The sequence below is a fragment of the Paraplanobispora siamensis genome (assembly GCF_016863175.1).
GTDB classification, from domain to species: domain Bacteria; phylum Actinomycetota; class Actinomycetes; order Streptosporangiales; family Streptosporangiaceae; genus Planobispora; species Planobispora siamensis.
In genome coordinates, this window is sequence record NZ_BOOJ01000071.1 from 12,092 (window position 1) to 28,931 (window position 16,840).

Consider the following 16,840-nt stretch of genomic DNA (forward strand, 5'->3'; position numbering starts at 1 on the left):
CGAGACGTAGTGGTGGGCGAGACCGATGGGGACATCTCCTACTTCCAGTCTTGATGACTGAACGTGTCCGATGTTTTACTCTTTGATGATCCTTGGAGCATCCAGTCTTGTGTTCCATGTGACCGATCAGGAGGAGGTGCGGCATGAAGGCGAACGAGACCACGCTCCGCCGCCTGATACAGGGTGAGCAGCAGTTGCTGGTCCCGCTGTACCAACGCCAGTACACCTGGGAGCGTGAGCAGCTCGCGCAGCTGTGGGCGGACATTCTGGCCCAGGTCGACGTGCTGGCCGAGGGAAGGCAGGACGCGCCGAGCCATTTCCTGGGATCGGTCGTGCTGGCGCCGGGACCGGACCTGGCGCCGAGCCGCTCGCAGTGGATCGTGGTGGACGGCCAGCAGCGGCTGACCACGCTGATGCTGGCGCTGTGCGCGGTCAGGGATCATCTGGCGGCGGAGGACCCGTATGCGGTGGAGCGGATCAACGAGCTCCATCTGGTCAACAGGTTCCAGCGCGGTGAGATGCGTTACCGGCTGCTGCCGACCCAGCGGGACAGGACCGCGTTCAAGGCGTGCGTGGACGGGGTCCCGGAGGGCCGGGCGGACAGCCTGATCGGCAACGCCTACCAGTTCTTCAAAAGCATGCTCAGGAAGTTCGACGACCCGGCCGATCCGCACGACATCGACCGGGTGGAGACGGTGCTGCTGGACCGGCTCAATCTGGTGCAGATCCTGGTGGAGAAGGACGACAACGCGTTCCGCATCTTCGAGTCGATCAACAACACCGGGATGCGGCTGAGTCAGGTCGACCTGATCCGCAACTACGTGTTCATGTGCCTGCCCACCCGCGGCCAGCACGTGTACGACACCTACTGGGAGCCGATCCAGGAACTCCTGGCGCCTAAAGCGATGGACCAGCTGATGTATCTGGCGCTGGCGCTGCGCCACGGGGAGGAGGCGCAGTACAACGCGGTCTACCGGGGTCACCAGCGGCTGCTCACCGCGATGGCGGGCGATGAGGGGCAGGTCGAGGCCTACGTCAGGGAGCTGGCACGTCGCGCCCGGCATCTGGAGCGGATCCTGAACCCCGACGAGGGCACGCCGATCGGCAGGAGGTTGGGCTTCCTCAACGAGTGGCAGGCCAGTACGGCCTACCCGCTGGTGATGCGGTTGCTGGAGTTCCTGGAGGAGGATCTCGTCACCGAGGAGGAGGTCGCCGAGGCGCTGCTGTACGTCGAGAGCTTCCTGGTCCGCCGCCTGATCGCCGGGGTGACCACCGGCAACCTGAACCGCATCTTCCAGCGGATCACCGTCCAGCTGTCCCCCGAAGGGTCGTCGGTGCCGCAGGCCGTGCGGACCGCCCTGTCCCCGGCCCGGCTGTACTGGCCCTCCGATGAGCAGCTGCGCGAGGAGATCCGCAGCCGCGCGTTCTACTGGCAGGGCCGTACGGCACAGCAGAAGCTGGTGCTGCGCCGGCTGGAGGAGGCGCTGGGCAGCAAGGAACGGGTGGACCTGTCCGACAAGAAGATCACCATCGAGCACGTCCTGCCGCAGACGCCGACCGCGGACTGGCTGGGGGAGCTGTCCCGCGACGGGGACGACCCCGATCTACTGCACCGGCAGCTCGTGCACACGCTCGGCAACCTCACGCTCAGCGGCTACAACTCGGAGCTGGGCAACGTCTCCTTCGCCAGGAAGTGCAGGCAGCTGTCGCAGAGCGGCCTGATGATGAACCAGGAGATCGCCGCCGCCGGGCAGTGGGGCAAGGCCGAGATCCTGGCCCGGGCGGAGCGCCTGGCCGAGCGCGCGATCGCCATCTGGCCGGGGCCCGAGGAGACCGGCCGCGGCAGCGCCGCCTCCCGCGACTGGACCCTGCTGCACAACGCGCTGGCCGCACTGCCGCCCGCCACCTGGACCTCCTACTCCGAGCTCGCCGAGCTGATCGGCTCGCACGCGGTCCCCGTAGGAGTACATCTGGCCACCACCCCGGTGCCCAACGCCCACCGGGTGCTGACCAAGTCCGGTCAGGTCTCGGAGGGCTTCCGGTGGCCGGATCCCGATGACGAGCGGGACGTCCACGACGTCCTGCGCGCGGAGGGAATCACGCTGGACGAGGCCGGTCGCGCGGCCGCGGACCAGAAGATCAGCGCTCGCGAGCTCGCCGAGCTGCTGGGGCTGCCGGGCGCGGCCGACCTGGCCGAGGCCGAGCTTGCAGAGGAACAGCAACCGGACGCCGAATCGGTGGGAGAGCGCGAGCAGCGCTTTCTGCGGCAGCTCAACGAGCACAGCGGCCCGCAGACCGCCGGTGCGGTGCAGCGCGTGCTGGAGCACTGGCGGGCACGCGGGGGAGAGGTGCAGTACGGCGCCGCGGCGGGTGCCTCGTGCGCCCCGGTCGTCCGGGTCGGCGGCAGGGCCACGGCCGTCATCCGCTTCTACGCCAAGACGGTCGAGATCCCGTTCGGGACGCTGAGGAAGCGCCCGCCGTTCGACGACCCCGGACTCCGGGAGGAGCTGCGGCAGCGGCTCAACGACGCGCCCGGCGTGGACATCCCCGTCTCCAAGCTGGAGCTCTATCCCTCCTTCAAGACCACCCAGCTCGCCAACCCCGCGGTCTTCGACGTCGTGATCGCCCTCCTCGACTGGTTCGCCGCGCAGTCGATGCCGGGTCTGCAGTCCGTCCGGTGAAACGATGTCCGCATGGCGGGCATCAAGGATCCGTTCCGGCGGCTCACCGGGCACAGGGAAATGCCCGGTGAGCCGATCGTGGACTCGGTCCACCGGCTGGTCCTCGCGGGGGAACGGGGAGGCCGCTCCGTTTTCGACGAGCTTGCCGGTGCCTTGCTCGCCGTCGTCTCCGACGCCGATCTCGCGGAGCAGGTCCTCGATGTCCTGACCGAGGCGGATCCGAAGGTCTGGATCGAGCTCGACGCGGTGTTGCGCTCCTGGAGGTACGGCTACCGCGACCCGCGTATCGCGCCGTCGCGTGTCATAGGGAAGGCGGACGATCCGCTGGCCGTCATGCTGGCCGCCTGCGACCGGAGCGGGTACGAACGCGAGAGGGCGCTCGGCCACCCCATCATGCGCACGGACGTGCGGCTGTTTCCGGTCCTGGTCGTCCGGACCGTCGACTGGGTCGGCGCAGTCCGAGACCGGGCACTGCAGATTCTGGAGGAGGCGCTCTCAAACGCGGACGCGGCGGCGCTGCAGGCGGTCGTCCCGGTCGCGGTCCGGCTCGGGGAACGGCAGCGCGGGCATTCTCTCACCGAGCTGGTCCGCCATGCCCTGGTGCGCGCCGGTGACGAGACGCTGAGCACCGTACGGCGAAGCGAGGACCTGCGCACCCGGCGCTTCGCCTTCGAGGTCACACTGCAGGCCGGACGGATGGACCGGGAGCAGCTGCTCGAAGCGGCCCTGCACGAGCCCGACGTGATCTCCCGTACCCGGTGCGCGCGGGCGCTGTCCGCCGAGGCGATCGCCGACGACCGGCCCGAGATCATGCAGCGGCTGCTGGAGGGCACCTCGGCGCGGGTCCGCGTCGAGGCGCTGACTGCTTTGGTACGGCTCGGCCACACCGACGCGGGACCGCGTTTTCTGGCCGACGACGCCTCCCTGATGCGGCTGACCGCGCAGTGGGCGGTCCGCCGGGCGGGCGGCGACCCGGCCGAGCACTACCGGCGACATCTGTCGGCTCCCGCCGTCCACGGCACGCGCGGGCTGCTGGCCGGGCTCGGCGACTGCGGCGGCCCGGCCGACGCCGATCTGGTCCTGCCCCATCTCCGTGACCCGAGACCGCGGGTCCGGGCGGAGGCCGTACGCACCCTTCGCCGGCTGGGCGCACGGATCGATGTCACCGCGATGCTGGAGGATCCCGCGCCGGCGGTGGTGCGCAGTGTGGTCACCACCCTGCGGGCCTCGGGTCCGGATGCGCCGGTGGAGCGGTTGTGGGAATTGCTCGATGCCGGTCATCCCCGCCATGTCCGGCAGGCCGCCCATCGGCTGCTGGCTGATCGGAATGCCTGGACCCGGATCCGGGCGGATCTTCTGCTGGCCGGGGACGTGGATGAGGTGCTGAGCCGGCGGGCCCGCGCCGATCTGGCCGTCTGGTGTGCGCGGGATGCGGTACGGGTTTATCAGAAGTGCCCCGATGAGCTCCGCGGTGAGCTGGAGGGCCTTCTGTCCGCGGCGGGGGAGGCCGTCGACCAGGATGACGCCCGTCTGCTGCGCTGGCTGATCCAGACAGGCAGGTGATCGCCGCGGAACCTGCGGGTGTCTCCGGTATCCGCCTGACGGCAGTGGCCGCGTGGTCCGTTCTCCGGTGCTGTCGCGGTGACGGATGGGGTGACGGGGTGCGTTCGGCGACCGAGCTGCGGCGGCTGGAGACCGTCTCCTCGGTGATGGCGCGGACCGGCATGTACGCCAGGGACGGCCGGGAGATGGAGACCGTCGGCCGGATGCTCCTGGAGGATCTCTGTTTCGTCGACGGACGTGACGACCACTTCGCAACGGTCAGCGGAATGCTCGCCGACCGCTACGGCGAGTTCGGCGTGCACGGGCCGTTCGCCGCGGTGTTCTGACGTGATCGTAACTGTGTGGCGGAGGTGGCGTCGGTCCACGCCGAGCAGTTCCACCGTCCGGGCTATCTGCAGGTCGGCCGCGAATTCGACGAGAGCGGATGGAACGCGCTGCTGGACGCGGTACGCGACCGGGTTGAGGAACAGGATGTGCGCCGTGACGAGGTCGAGGCGATCTCCGGGGTGCCCAGCCCGGTCGTCGACAGGCGGGTGTTGTGTCACGTCTGCGCGGCGGGGGAGTGTGCCTTCGTCGACTGCTGGGACGAACCCGCCCTGCGTTGCGTGCCCGGAAAGGGAAACTGCGAGCCCGTCTTCGACGGTGCTCCGCTCGTACGGTCGGTGCGCGTCCCGGCGGACGACTTCGGCAGCGGTCTCGTCTTGAGTCTGTACGGCAAGGTGCTGCGCTGGGGACCCGGCTGGTGGATTCACGGTCGTCGACATGGTCCGTTGCCGTACGGTGCTCCCACCGGAGCTCGGCGGCAGAGTGATCAAGCCGCCGAGCCGCGTTGGGCGACCAGGCCGTCGGGTGCCGGGACCGCCGACGGGCTCCGTGAATGGCAAAATGATCCAAATGCCGATTGATTCGCATCTGCTCGCCGTGTTCACGGCCACCACCATCGTCGCTCTGATCACCCCGGGCCCCGACATGTTGTTCGTGCTGGGATGCGGCGTGCGGGGCGGCGCCCGTGCCGGACTGCTGGCCACGCTCGGCGTGATCACAGGTGATGCGCTGTACATCGTCGCCGCCGCGGCCGGGCTCTCCGTGCTGCTGACGGCCTTCCCCGTCGTGTTCACGGTGCTGCGGCTCGCCGGCGCCGCGTACCTGATCTATCTCGGCGTCCAGATGTTCCGCAACCTCAGGAAAGGCCAGGCCGACGATCCGGCCGGTGGCGGGATGACCGGCCGGCGGGCCTTCCTCAACGGCGTGGTGTCGTCGGCGGCCAACCCGCAGACGTTCACGTTCATGGTCGCCTTCCTGCCGCAGTTCATCGATCCCGGGGCGGGGCCGGTCTGGCTGCAGTTCGCCATCCTCGGGGCGATCCTGATCGTCCTGGAGTTCACGGCCGACGCGACGGTGGGCGTGCTGGCGGGGCGGATCGGCGGCTGGCTGCGCAGCCGGCAGGCGGTGCGCCGCCGGCTCGACGCCGCGACCGGGACCCTGTTCATCGGCCTGGGCGTCACTCTCGCGGTCCAACGTTAGAACGCGGGACCCGGGCCGGTCGGAACCGTACGGCTTGACATGCAGCCTTCCGGCTGCCTAATTTAAAGGCAGCCGGAAGGCTGCATATTGACGGGCGGCGGCCCGGGCAGGAGAGCGGGCATGGACGAGGTGTTCAAGGCGCTGGCCGATCCGAGCCGGCGTGCGCTGCTCGACTCGCTCAACGCCCGCAACGGGCAGACACTGCGCGAGCTGTGCGCCGGACTCGACATGGCCAGGCAGTCCGTCAGCAAGCACCTCGCGGTGCTGGAGGAGGCCGGGCTCGTCACCACCATGCGGCGGGGCCGGGAGAAGCTGCACTACCTCAACGCCGCGCCCGTGCACGAGATCGCCCACCGGTGGATCAGCCGCTACGACCGGGCCAGGGTCCAGGCCCTGGCGGACCTGAAACTCGCTCTGGAGGAGACCCCGATGGACGCGCCGACCTTCGTCTACACCACCTACATCCGCACCACCCCGCAGAAGCTCTGGCAGGCGCTGACCGAGCCCGCCTTCACCCGCCGCTACTGGGCCACGGAGTTCATCACGGACTGGTCCGCCGGCTCGCCGATGACCTGGGACAACCACGGCGTGCTGATCAGCGACCCCGAGCAGGTCGTGCTGGAGGCCGAACCCTACAGCCGGCTCTCCTACACCTGGCACGCCATCACTCCGGAGCTCGCCAAGCGCTTCGGATGGGACGAGGAGTTGCTCGCCCGGCTGTCCGGCGAGCCCCGCTCGAAGGTCACCTTCACGCTCGAGGAGGCGGGGCAGGTCGTGAAGCTCACCGTCGTGCACGACGGCTTCGAGCCCGGATCGGGTCTGGCCGAGATGGTCAGCCACGGCTGGCCGAACGTGGTGGCGAGCCTGAAGTCGCTGCTGGAGACCGGCGAGCCGCTGCCGGACGATGCGTGACCGGCCCACGAGCCGCCCGCGATGACGTGAGACGACCGCCTCCGGCGAGCCGGAGGCGGTCGGGCCTGGAGCGGCCGGATCCGAGGCGGCCGGGCCTGGAGCGGCCGGGCCTCAGGCGGACGGTCAGGCGAAGGACCAGGTGAAGATGTGCATCTGGCCCTCGTCCACCGGCGAGAAACTCAGGGACTTGAGCGTCTTGCCCGGGTCCAGGGGGATGGGCTGGGAGGCGTACACGTGGGTTCCGATGGGCTGGAGCAGCCATGATCCCCAGAACTGCCGGTAGGGGGCGGTGGCCACGATCTCGTTGCCGTACTGGGGGGTGTCGCCGCCGAAGTCCAGGATCCAGTCGCTGAAGCCCAGCCGGGCCGTGCCCGTGGTCCCGTCGGTGTAGGTGAGCGTCACGGTGGTCTGGGGGTGGCCGTGGGTGCCGGCGCCGAGGAAGGAGAGCCTGCTCGCGCCGGCCGGGGCCGCCACCTCGACGGGGGCGGCGCCGACGCGGAGGTTGTCCCACTCGCCCCTGCCCGTGTCGGGCCAGGTGAAGCGGAACTCCTTCCAGGTCACCGGCTCGCCCGGGCGCAGGCCCGCCTCGGCCAGAGCCTGGGCGGAGTAGCTGAAGCCGGGGCCGTCGAGGTTGGACTCGCCGGGCGCGGTGATGTCACCGATGCCGGCGTTGTTGTGGTGCCACTCCGGGGTGCCGCGCCCGGCGACGTTGAGCCGGACGCCGGCGGTCGCGTCGCCCACCGCGATCGGCACGGTGCGGAAGCCGTGCTCCGTGCCCGCCTGCACCGAGATCCTGAGCTTCACCTGCGCTTTCCCCGACGCCGGTACGGCCAGCGTGCCGCCGGACGGCGTCACCGTGACGCCCGCGGGCGGCCGCGCCTGCCAGGTGAGGGTCGCCGACCGGCCCAGGGAGCGGACGACCAGGTCCGTTTCGAAGACGCCGCCCGGCTCCACCGGGCCGCTGCCGCGGGTCAGTCCCGCCAGGTACGGCTTCGAGCCCTGGTCGAAGGAGGGCGGGAAGTCGCGCGGGCTGGCGCCGAAGGCCTGGTTCGGGGTGGAGCCGAGTGTGAAGTCCAGCCGTCCGCCGCCCGTGGCGAACGACTCCGGCAGCCACGCCCGGCTCGTCCCCGTGCCGTTGACCTTCAGCCCGCGGATGTACGGAGCGGCGGCGCCGGGCGCGTTGATCACGATGTCGCCCGCGGGCCGGTCGACCACCACGCGGTCGAACAGCGGCGTGTTGACCAGCAGCTCGGCGCGGCCGGGGATGGTCGGGTACAGGCCGATCGCCGACCAGACGTACCAGGCGCCCATGGTGCCCAGGTCGTCGTTGCCGACCAGTCCGTCGGGCCCGGGGCCGAACAGCTCCTTCTGCACCCGGCGCACCAGCTTCTGCGTCTTGTGCGCCTGCCCGGCCCACGCGTACAGCCACGGAGCGGGCAGCGCGGGCTCGTTGCCCATGTAGGCGTAGGGCCGCGCCGGACCCGCGTTGAGCTCGGTGAAGTACTCGTCCAGACGGGCGACGGCCTTGTCGCGCCCGCCCATCGCCGTGAACAGCCCGTGCACGTTGTGCGGCACGAGCCAGTGGTACTGGGCGCCGTTGCCCTCCATGTAGACGTCGGGGTCGCCGGGGTCGAACGGCGACTTGAAGGAGCCCTCGCCCATGCGGGGCTGGATCCAGTCGTTGCCGGCGTTGAAGAGGCTCTGCCACGCCTGCGCCCGCTGCATGAACTCCGCGGCCGTGGCCCGGTCGCCCAGGCGGGCGGCGAGCTGGGCGATCCCGAAGTCGGCCAGGCCGTACTCGAGGGTGGCGGAGGGGTCGTTCGGGACGTGGCCCTGCTTCATGAAGGCGGCGTTGCCGGGACGCTCGTCGTAGCCGAGCTGCGGGTGGCCGATGTCCATGGGGCCGGCCCGGCGGGCCGCCTCCGCCATGGCCCGCAGCGCGGCGGTGTGCTCGAAGTCGCGGGCGCCGAAGGCGTACATGGTGGACAGGATCACGTGGAACGGGTCGCCGACCATGACGCCGGTGACCGCGTTCTGGTGGGACCAGCGGTCCCAGACGTTGCCGAGGACCTGGGCGTTGGCGTACATGGACTGGGCGATGTCGGCGGCCACGTCGGGCGCGAGGAGGGCCAGGAGCTGCACCTCGCTGCGGTAGATGTCCCAGCCGGAGAAGGTCGCGTAGTGGTGGTGGCCGGGGCGGACCGTGCGGATCTTGCCGTCCATGCCGGTGTAGGAGCCGTCCGCGTCGTCGAAGACGTACGGCTGCAGGAGGGCGTGGTAGAGGTTGCTGTAGAACGTCCGGCGCTGGTCGGCGGTGCCGCCGCCGACGGCCACCTTGCGCAGGCGGTCGTTCCACACGGCGCCGGCCTCCTGCCTCACCTGGTCGAGGCCCTTGCCGCCGATCTCCGTCGTCAGGTTCCGCCTGGCGCCGTCGATGCTGACGTAGGACAGGCCGACCCGCATCTGGACCGGCTGGGAGGGGTCGAACTGCAGGTAGGCCCCGGACCCGGGCCCGTTCACCGTGACGTCTCCCGGGACCACCAGATCGCCCCTGACCTTGGCCTCGCCGGCGTTGTCCACCGCGGCCGCGCCGGGGCGCACCTCGTCGTCCTTCCAGGTGCCGTGGCCGGTGACCGGGCGGTCGAACTCGGCGTGGAAGTACACCTTGTAGCGCATCGGCGGGCCGCAGAAGCCACCGGTCTGGACCCATCCCTGGACCGTGTTGCCGCTGATCTTCGTCTCACCGTCGTCCACGCCGTTGACCGAGCCGCTGGTGTTCAGCAGGATCGTGCCGGGCCTGCCCTGCGGGAAGGTGAAACGGGCCACGCCGGCCCGCATGTTCACCGAGATCTCCGTCTTGATCCCGGTGTCCAGGACGCTGCTGTAGAAGCCGGGGGAGGCCACCTCGTTCTCGTGCTTGAAGGTCTGGACGTAGTCCTCGCCGTGGGTGGCGGGGGAGCGGCCGATCGGCCCGGAGAAGGGCAGCACCGGGAAGTCCTGCGCGCCCGTGCAGCCCGGCCCCGAGATGTGCGTCATCGAGAACCCGCGCAGCCGGTTGTCCTCCCACTGATAGCCGCCGCCCGCGTTGGCCACCGTGTCGGGGCTCCACTGCAGCATGCCGAACGGCAGCACGGCGCCGGGGAACGTCATGCCCCCGCCCCCGCCGTGGCCGAAGTCGGCCGCCGCCTCCTTGGTCCCGTGGAAGACGTTGACCAGGGAGACGGGATCGCGTTCGAGCGCGACGTCCGGGGCGGCCGCGGCCGGGCCGGGCGATATCAGGGCGGCCGCGACGAGGGCGGCGACCATCGGTAGAGACCATTTGGACACGGCAATCCTCCAGGGATGAGGTCCCTATCACCGCACCTCGCGCCGCTGATCACGGTCAACGGACAGAAAGGGCGGTCACAACCTGCCGCCGGGGGTAGGGGTCGACGGGCGCGGAAGCCGGTTGCCACATTCGCAGGTACCTGTGTGTCGAGCCGGCGTGAGGAAAGCAGCGATGACTGTCGTGTCCACGGTTTCCGTCGAAAGCCCAGCCGAGCCCGCGGTCTCCGTCGAAAGCCCGGTCGGAAGCCCGGTCGGGAGCCCGGTCGGGAGCCCGGCCGGAAGCCCGGTCGCGAGCCCGGCCGAGCCCGCCGCCGATCCCCGCGATCCCGCGGTCAGGCTCGCTCTGCTCCTCGACCCGGACTCGGCCGTCCCGCTCGGCGGCGCGGACGAGAGCGGCGTGAGGGCCGTCCACGGGCTGGTCGGCGGGGCTCCCGTCGTCGCCTACTGCACCGACGCCCGCACGATGGGCGGCGCGCTGGGCGCGGCCGGGGCCGTGCGCATCGTGGAGGCCATCGAGGCCGCCGTACGCCAGGGCTGTCCGGTGATCGGCCTGTGGCACTCCGGAGGCGCCCGGCTGGCCGACGGCGTGGAGTCCATGGACGGCGTGGGCCGCATGTTCGCCGCCATGACCCGGGCCTCGGGCGTGGTGCCGCAGATCTCGGTCATCCTCGGCCCCGCGGCGGGCGCGGCGGCGTACGGGCCCGCGCTCACCGACCTGATCGTCATGGCGCCCGCCGGCCGGGTCTTCGTGACCGGCCCGGACATCGTCCGCAGCGTCACCGGCGAGGTCATCGACATGGACGGGCTCGGCGGCCCCGACGCGCACGCCCGCAGGTCCGGCGTGACCCACGTGGTGGCCGCCGACGAGCAGGACGCGATCCGCCGCACCCGCCTGCTGACCGGCTTCTTCACCCGCCCGGGCGCGTTCGATCCGGCCGCCCTGCGCGAGCCCCGCGACCTGCGCGCGCTGCTGCCCGAGTCGCCGCGCCGCGCCTACGACGTGCGCCCGCTGGTGCGCGGGCTGCTGGACGCCGACGGCGGCTTCGAGGAGCTGCAGCCCCGGTGGGCGGCCAACATCCTGGTCGGCCTCGGCCGGCTCGGCGGCCGGTCGGTCGGCGTGCTGGCCAACAACCCCCGGCACAAGGGCGGCTGCCTCGACGCGCTGTCAGCGGAGAAGGCCGCGCGGTTCGTCCGCATGTGCGACTCCCACGGGGTGCCGCTCGTCGTGCTGGTGGACGTGCCCGGTTACCTGCCGGGCGTCGGCCAGGAGTGGGACGGCGTGGTACGCCGGGGCGCCAAGCTGCTGCACGCCTTCGCCGAGTCCGTCGTGCCGCGGGTCACGCTGATCACCCGCAAGGCGTACGGCGGGGCGTACATCGCGATGAACTCCCGCTCGCTCGGCGCGACCACCACCTTCGCCTGGCCCGGCGCCGAGGTCGCGGTCATGGGCGCGGAGTCGGCCGTCGGCGTGCTGCACCGCAAGGCCCTGGCGGCCGCCCCCGCGCAGGAGCGCGAGGGGTTGCGCGCCCGGCTGGTCGAGGAGCACCGTCGGATCGCGGGCGGCGTGGAGCGGGCTGTGGCCCTCGGCGTCGTGGACGAGGTGATCGCACCCGAGACCACCCGCCTGCGGATCGCCGAGGCCCTCGACCGCGCCCCGCGCACCCGTGGCCACCATTCCAACATCCCTTTGTGAGGAACCAGGAGGCGCATCATGTCCCAGTTCACAGCCGTACTGGTGGGCGGGCCCGCCCATCTGCCCGCCGAGCGTCGGATCCAGAGCGTGGACTCCCCGGAGGAGACGCTCAAGCTGCTCCACGGCGCGGGTTACGAGCACTTCCGGCACCAGGGCGCGTCCACCGAGATCGACGGCGAACCGGCCCTGGTCTTCTCCTGGGTCATGCGCACGGCCGTGGCGGAGTGACTCAGGAGTGACTCACAGGCGCTCACCGACCAGCCGGGAGGGCAGGTCGGTGCGGCGGGACACGTTGAGTTTGCGGTAGACCCGTGTCAGGTGCTGCTCCACGGTGCTGACCGTGATGTGCAGCTTGGCGGAGATGTCCCGGTTGGAGTAGCCGTCGGCGGCCAGCGCGGCCACCCGCCGCTCGGCGTCGCTGAGGATCGGCTGCACGCCCGGCGCCTCGCCGTCGTGGTCGCCCGGGGACAGCGCCTGGCTCAGCCCGTCGGCGTGGCACTCCTGCGCCAGCGCCTTCGCCCGCCGCGCCAGCATCCCGCCGCGCCGGTACTCGCCGATGGCGTGGTAGGCCTCCACGAGGTCGAACAGAGCCCTGGCCAGCTCGTACTTGTCGCCGCCCGTCTGGAGCAGGTCGGCCGCGCGGCGCAGCAGGTTCACCCGGTGCCTGGCCTCCCCGGTGGCGGCCAGCACCCGCATCGCCATGCCGTGCACCCGGCTGGAGCGTCCCGGGCCGCGGCGCAGCTCCTCCTCGACCAGGGACCGCCCCTCGTCGGGGTCCCCGAGGCGGACCAGGCACTCGGCGGCGTCCACCCGCCAGGGGATGAACTCCGGGCTGTCCAGACCCCACCGGCCGGTCAGCTCACCGCACAGCCGCAGGTCCCGCAGCGCCTGCTCGGCCTGTCCCGCCATGAGCGTGAAGCGGGCCTTGCCGTACAGGTAGAGCAGGCCGAAGCGGGTCTCCAGCATGGCCTCCGGCACGGGCTGGGTGGCGTGCGGCAGGCACGCCTCCTGGCGGGACATGGCCGCGCCGGCCCACAGCAGCGCGCCCAGCGGGGCGCCGACGGCCACGCCCCAGCTGCCCGGAGGGATGATCTCCAGGGCGCGGCGGGCGTCGCCGGCGGCCGCGGCCAGGTCGCCGCGGCGCAGCCCGATCTCGGCGCGGATGGCCGACAGCCGGGCCTGCCTGCTGGGCGCCTGGCGGCGTACGGCCTCCTCGATGAAGGCGTCGCACCACGGCGCGGCCCGGTCGGCGCGGCCCACGTAGGTGAGGGTCAGCAGCGCGCTCTCGACCGTGTCCATGGACATCTCGTCCAGTTGCGAGCCGCGCAGGACGCGTTCGGCGGTCGCCGCGGTCTCCGCGTTCGGTCCCTCCGCCAGGGCCCTGACGAGCATGTTGGCCGACTCGACGCGGCGGGCGGCGGTGAGCGAGTGCGTGGCGCAGGCGGCCTCGCGGGCGTCCGGCTCCGGCAGGTGGGACAGGAACGACGGGCAGGCGCCGTGGAACCAGGCGCGGGCCACGGCCAGCTCCGTCATGCCCTCCCGGTCCAGTTCGTCCAGGCCCCTGAGGTGGTGCAGGACGTCCTTTGCGTCGGCCACGTGGCCGTGCCACAGCAGCGCCTTGGCCAGCACCACGGCGTCGCCGCCGCCCAGATGGCCCTTGTGCAGGGCCTCGGTCAGCTCGGCCAGCTGCCCCACCGGGGTGCTGGGGTTGATGCGCCACCTGGCGCGGACGAGCTTGGTGGCGATCCTGGCCCGCCACCGCTCGTCGGCGCAGCCCTGCCAGGCCAGCTTCAGGTAGTCGATGGCCGGCTCCACTCGGCCCTCGCGCAGCGCGTGGCCCGCGGCCTCCTCCAGCACCGACACGTTCCACGGCTCGTCGGCGCGGGCGGCCAGCAGCAGGTGGTCGGCCACCACCGTCACCGCCGCGCCGTCCTGGTAGGTCAGCTCGGCGGCGCGGCGGTGCAGGCCGGTGCGGTCGGCGGCGTCGAGCGCGGCCAGCACCGCCGACCGGGCGGCGTCGTGCCGGAAGCGGCCCTCGCCCAGCACCCCGGCGCGGGTCAGGGCCTGGAGCGCCTGGGCGGTGTCGGCCTCGCTCTCGTCCAGCAGGCGGGCGACCGGTCCCGGCTCGCCCAGGACGGCCAGTGCGCGGGCCGCCCGCAGCAGGTCCGGGCCGGCGCCGTGCAGGCAGTTCAGTACGGCCTCGCCGTACCGGCCGCCGGGGGCGTCCGTCTCCCGGAAGTCCTCGGCGAGCGCGTCCACCAGCAGGCGGTTGCCGCCGCTCAGCTCGTGGCAGCGCGTCGCGTGGCGGTCGGCGATCTCCCGGCCCGCCCGCCCGGCCACCCGCTCGGCGACCTCCTCCGGCGACAGGTGGGCGAGCCTGATCCGGCGGCAGTGGGGCAGGCGCAGCAGGTCGGCGTGGAGCAGGGACGGCTGGTGCGCGTGCTGGTCGGTGCTGCCGAAGGCCAGCATGATCTTGGTGTACTTGACCCGGCGGGCCAGGTAGGACAGGCACAGCTGGGAGCCGCGGTCGGCGTGGTGGGCGTCGTCCACCACGATCAGCAGCGGGCAGCGCTCCGACAGCTCCAGCAGGACCGTGCAGAGCGCGTCCACGATCTGCACGTCCATGTGGTCGAGGGTCTCGCCCGCGAGCTGGGCGCGGGCGCCCTCCTGCAGGAGGCTCAGCGTGGTCGCGCGGTGCTCCTCCGGCATCGGCGTGTTGTGCACGAGCTGCGACAGCACGCCCAGGGGCAGATCCCGTTCCGCCCGTGAGCCGGTCGCGGTGAGCGGGAGCGCGCCGTGGTCGAACGCGTGCTCGGTGAGGCCGTCCAGCAACCGGCTCTTGCCGGTGGCGATGGGGCCCGTCACCATCGCGATGCGGCCCCGCCCGGCCACCGCCTCATCCAGGAGGTCCCGCAGGAGGGCCATCCCCTGTACCTGGTCGTGCTCGGCCATGACGGCCCTCCTTGGTCGTGTCAATACGGCAGGTAGCGTCCTGACGGGGTACGGAGGTCGAGCCGGTGGGCGCGTCTGCGCCGGGGCTTCTCCCTCACCCTCCGGATCCGGGTCATCGTGGTTTCCTTCCGTGCCGGCGGCCGCCGGTCGGCCGCGCGCTCGTCAGCCCGCAGCGGCGAGGGGCTGGGGGAGGGGGAGACGGGACGGTTCGGGGCACGCCGCCGGACGGGCCTGCAGCGCCGCGCGGACGGCGGAGAAGGCCGAGGCGGCCATGTCGGCGTGCATGCCCGTGCCCCAGGATGTGCCCCCGTCCACCGCGCACTCCGCGTAGATCACGACCTCGCCCGGGGAACGGCCGTCGAGCGGTTCGCGCTCCAGATGTGTGTCGTGCAGCGGCGGCTCGGTGATGTGCACCGCCAGGACCCGGATCCCCCAGGGGCCGAGCAGCGAGGCCAGGTCCTCGGCCGCGCCCGGCCCGGCCTGCCGCGCGCCCCCGTCGATGTGGAGCGTGACCTCGACCGGCTCGCGGTTCAGCGGCAGCGGGCGGAAGGGGTCGCCGTGGTAGAGGTGCTCCTCGCGGAACAGCGCGCCGATGCGCTCCGGCGACAGCTCGCCGCCGGCGGCCTCAGCCTGCGCCTGCACGCGGGCGGCCAGGTCCTCCTGGAGGCCGCGCGGCAGGTTGAGCCCGTGCCAGGCGCTCATCACGTACGCCACGCCGCCCTTGCCGGACTGGCTGTTGACCCGGACCACCGCCTCGTAGGTGCGGCCCACGTCCTTGGGGTCGACCGGCAGGTACGGCATCTCCCACGGCAGTTCGCCCACCGGCGTCCCGGTCGTGGCCGAGCGCCGTTCGCGCTCGTCGAAGCCCTTCTTGATGGCGTCCTGGTGCGAGCCGGAGAAGGCGGTGTAGACCAGGTCGCCGCCGTAGGGGTGGCGCGGGTGGACCGGGAGCTGGTTGCACAGCTCGACGGTGCGGCGCACGGCGTTGATGTCGGAGAAGTCGATGCCGGGGTCGACGCCCTGGACGTACATGTTCATGCCCAGGGTCACCAGGCAGACGTTGCCCGCCCGCTCGCCGTTGCCGAACAGGCAGCCCTCGATCCGCTCGGCCCCCGCCAGCAGCGCCAGCTCGGCGGAGGCCACGCCGGTGCCGCGGTCGTTGTGCGGGTGCACCGACAGGCAGACGTGCTCGCGGCGCGACAGGTTGCGGTCGAGCCACTCGATCTGGTCGGCGAAGACGTTCGGCAGCGAGCGCTCGACGGTCGTGGGGAAGTTCAGGATGATGTCGCGGCCCGCCTCCGGCTGCCAGACGTCCATGACCGCCTCGCAGACCTCCAGGGAGAAGTCGAGCTCGGTCTCGTTGAACAGCTCGGGGGAGTACTGGTAGCCGAGGTCGCAGTCGCCGAGCACGTGTTCGGCGTGGTCCATCATGACCCGCGTGGCGTGCACGGCCAGGTCGCGGCAGCCGTCCCGGTCGATGCCGAAGACCAGCCGGCGGAACAGCGGGGAGGTGGCGTTGTAGATGTGGATCAGCGCGCGCGGCGCGCCCTTGAGCATGTCGAGGGTGTCCCTGATCAGCTCTTCGCGGGCCTGCGTCAGCACGGTGATGCGGACGTCGTCGGGGATGCGGTCCTGCTCGATGAGCAGGCGCAGGAAATCGCGGTCGTCCTGGCTGGCGACGGGGAAGCCGACCTCGATCTCCTTGTACCCCATGCGCACGAGCAGTTCGAACATCACCAGCTTGCGCTCGGGGGACATCGGGCGGGCCAGCGACTGGTTGCCGTCGCGCAGGTCGGTGGACAGCCAGCGGGGGGCCTTGCGGATGCGTCTGCCGGGCCACGTGCGGTCCGTCAGGTCGATCGGCCGGAATTCTCGGTAGCGTTCGGCGCCCAGCATCCTCGGATTTCCTTTCCCTGAATCGAATGAGTCGCGGCGGTCCACCGGATTCACGCTGCCAGAGCGTTTTTCGCGGAGCGACGCGCGGAATAAGAGAAACGGAACAATCCGCGTTTCCTCCGCGAATCCGCTCCGCTCTGTGGAGATCTTTACTGGGTATGCCAGAAGCTATAGGGGTCCGCGGGTCCCCACAAGATAGGGGGTCAGGAGTTCACGGCCGGTATCCGGGGGGAGCATCGCAGGGGGATCGAAAGGTGTACTCCCCCTGCTGCTTTCGGGTTACGCCGCTTAC

11 protein-coding genes are annotated in these 16,840 nt (G+C 71.6%); 8 read left to right on the plus strand and 3 right to left on the minus strand.

Annotation, left to right across the window (positions count from 1 at the left end; all coding sequences use genetic code 11):
- Positions 1 to 143: 143 nt before the first annotated feature.
- From Psi01_RS36925 to Psi01_RS36950, 6 genes are all read left to right on the plus strand, one after another.
- On the plus strand, positions 144 to 2,681 hold the full coding sequence (locus Psi01_RS36925; protein ID WP_204068814.1) for a DUF262 domain-containing protein: 2,538 nt from the start codon (positions 144 to 146) through the stop codon (positions 2,679 to 2,681).
- Between the two features lie 12 nt (positions 2,682 to 2,693).
- Positions 2,694 to 4,244 carry a HEAT repeat domain-containing protein gene (locus Psi01_RS36930; protein WP_204068815.1) on the plus strand — a complete coding sequence of 517 codons (1,551 nt, stop codon included), beginning with the start codon at positions 2,694 to 2,696 and terminating at the stop codon, positions 4,242 to 4,244.
- A 98-nt stretch (positions 4,245 to 4,342) separates the two neighbouring features.
- Entirely contained in the window at positions 4,343 to 4,570 is a 228-nt protein-coding gene (locus Psi01_RS36935) for a hypothetical protein (RefSeq protein ID WP_204068816.1), read from the plus strand.
- Between the two features lie 15 nt (positions 4,571 to 4,585).
- On the plus strand, positions 4,586 to 5,149 hold the full coding sequence (locus tag Psi01_RS36940) for a hypothetical protein (protein WP_204068817.1): 564 nt from the start codon (positions 4,586 to 4,588) through the stop codon (positions 5,147 to 5,149).
- Positions 5,139 to 5,768 carry a LysE family translocator gene (locus Psi01_RS36945; RefSeq protein WP_204068818.1) on the plus strand — a complete coding sequence of 210 codons (630 nt, stop codon included), beginning with the start codon at positions 5,139 to 5,141 and terminating at the stop codon, positions 5,766 to 5,768. The genes Psi01_RS36940 and Psi01_RS36945 overlap by 11 nt, the downstream gene beginning before the upstream one ends.
- Before the next feature lie 120 nt (positions 5,769 to 5,888).
- On the plus strand, positions 5,889 to 6,680 hold the full coding sequence (locus tag Psi01_RS36950; protein WP_204068819.1) for an ArsR/SmtB family transcription factor: 792 nt from the start codon (positions 5,889 to 5,891) through the stop codon (positions 6,678 to 6,680).
- A 123-nt stretch (positions 6,681 to 6,803) separates the two neighbouring features.
- Here Psi01_RS36950 and Psi01_RS36955 read toward each other — a convergent pair whose 3' ends face one another.
- The gene (locus Psi01_RS36955) at positions 6,804 to 10,007 is read right to left on the minus strand and encodes a GH92 family glycosyl hydrolase (protein WP_239128303.1); all 3,204 of its coding nucleotides are present in this window, start codon (positions 10,005 to 10,007) and stop codon (positions 6,804 to 6,806) included.
- A gap of 172 nt (positions 10,008 to 10,179) precedes the next feature.
- Between Psi01_RS36955 and Psi01_RS36960 the strand changes: the two genes are divergently transcribed.
- Together Psi01_RS36960 and Psi01_RS36965 are read left to right on the plus strand one after the other, a co-directional pair.
- Positions 10,180 to 11,700, plus strand: coding sequence for an acyl-CoA carboxylase subunit beta (locus Psi01_RS36960; protein WP_204068820.1), 1,521 nt, complete (start codon positions 10,180 to 10,182; stop codon positions 11,698 to 11,700).
- A gap of 18 nt (positions 11,701 to 11,718) precedes the next feature.
- Positions 11,719 to 11,928, plus strand: coding sequence for a DUF5988 family protein (locus tag Psi01_RS36965; RefSeq protein WP_204068821.1), 210 nt, complete (start codon positions 11,719 to 11,721; stop codon positions 11,926 to 11,928).
- A gap of 12 nt (positions 11,929 to 11,940) precedes the next feature.
- Here the strand turns inward: Psi01_RS36965 and Psi01_RS36970 are convergent, their stop codons facing one another.
- Entirely contained in the window at positions 11,941 to 14,652 is a 2,712-nt protein-coding gene (locus Psi01_RS36970) for an AAA family ATPase (RefSeq protein WP_204068822.1), read from the minus strand.
- 162 nt (positions 14,653 to 14,814) lie between these two features.
- Complete coding sequence (locus Psi01_RS36975) at positions 14,815 to 16,548, minus strand: 2-isopropylmalate synthase (protein ID WP_204068823.1); 1,734 nt, start codon at positions 16,546 to 16,548, stop codon at positions 14,815 to 14,817.
- Positions 16,549 to 16,840 lie beyond the last annotated feature (292 nt).

Excerpts from the sequence above, each read along its gene's own strand:
- Psi01_RS36925 (WP_204068814.1), top strand. The coding sequence starts at position 144 with ATGAAGGCGAACGAGACCACGCTCCGCCGCCTGATACAGGGTGAGCAG.
- Psi01_RS36930 (WP_204068815.1), top strand. The coding sequence starts at position 2,694 with ATGGCGGGCATCAAGGATCCGTTCCGGCGGCTCACCGGGCACAGGGAA.
- Psi01_RS36945 (WP_204068818.1), top strand. The coding sequence starts at position 5,139 with ATGCCGATTGATTCGCATCTGCTCGCCGTGTTCACGGCCACCACCATC.
- Psi01_RS36950 (WP_204068819.1), top strand. The coding sequence starts at position 5,889 with ATGGACGAGGTGTTCAAGGCGCTGGCCGATCCGAGCCGGCGTGCGCTG.
- Psi01_RS36960 (WP_204068820.1), top strand. The coding sequence starts at position 10,180 with ATGACTGTCGTGTCCACGGTTTCCGTCGAAAGCCCAGCCGAGCCCGCG.
- Psi01_RS36965 (WP_204068821.1), top strand. The coding sequence starts at position 11,719 with ATGTCCCAGTTCACAGCCGTACTGGTGGGCGGGCCCGCCCATCTGCCC.
- Psi01_RS36970 (WP_204068822.1), bottom strand. The coding sequence starts at position 14,652 with ATGGCCGAGCACGACCAGGTACAGGGGATGGCCCTCCTGCGGGACCTC.
- Psi01_RS36975 (WP_204068823.1), bottom strand. The coding sequence starts at position 16,548 with ATGCTGGGCGCCGAACGCTACCGAGAATTCCGGCCGATCGACCTGACG.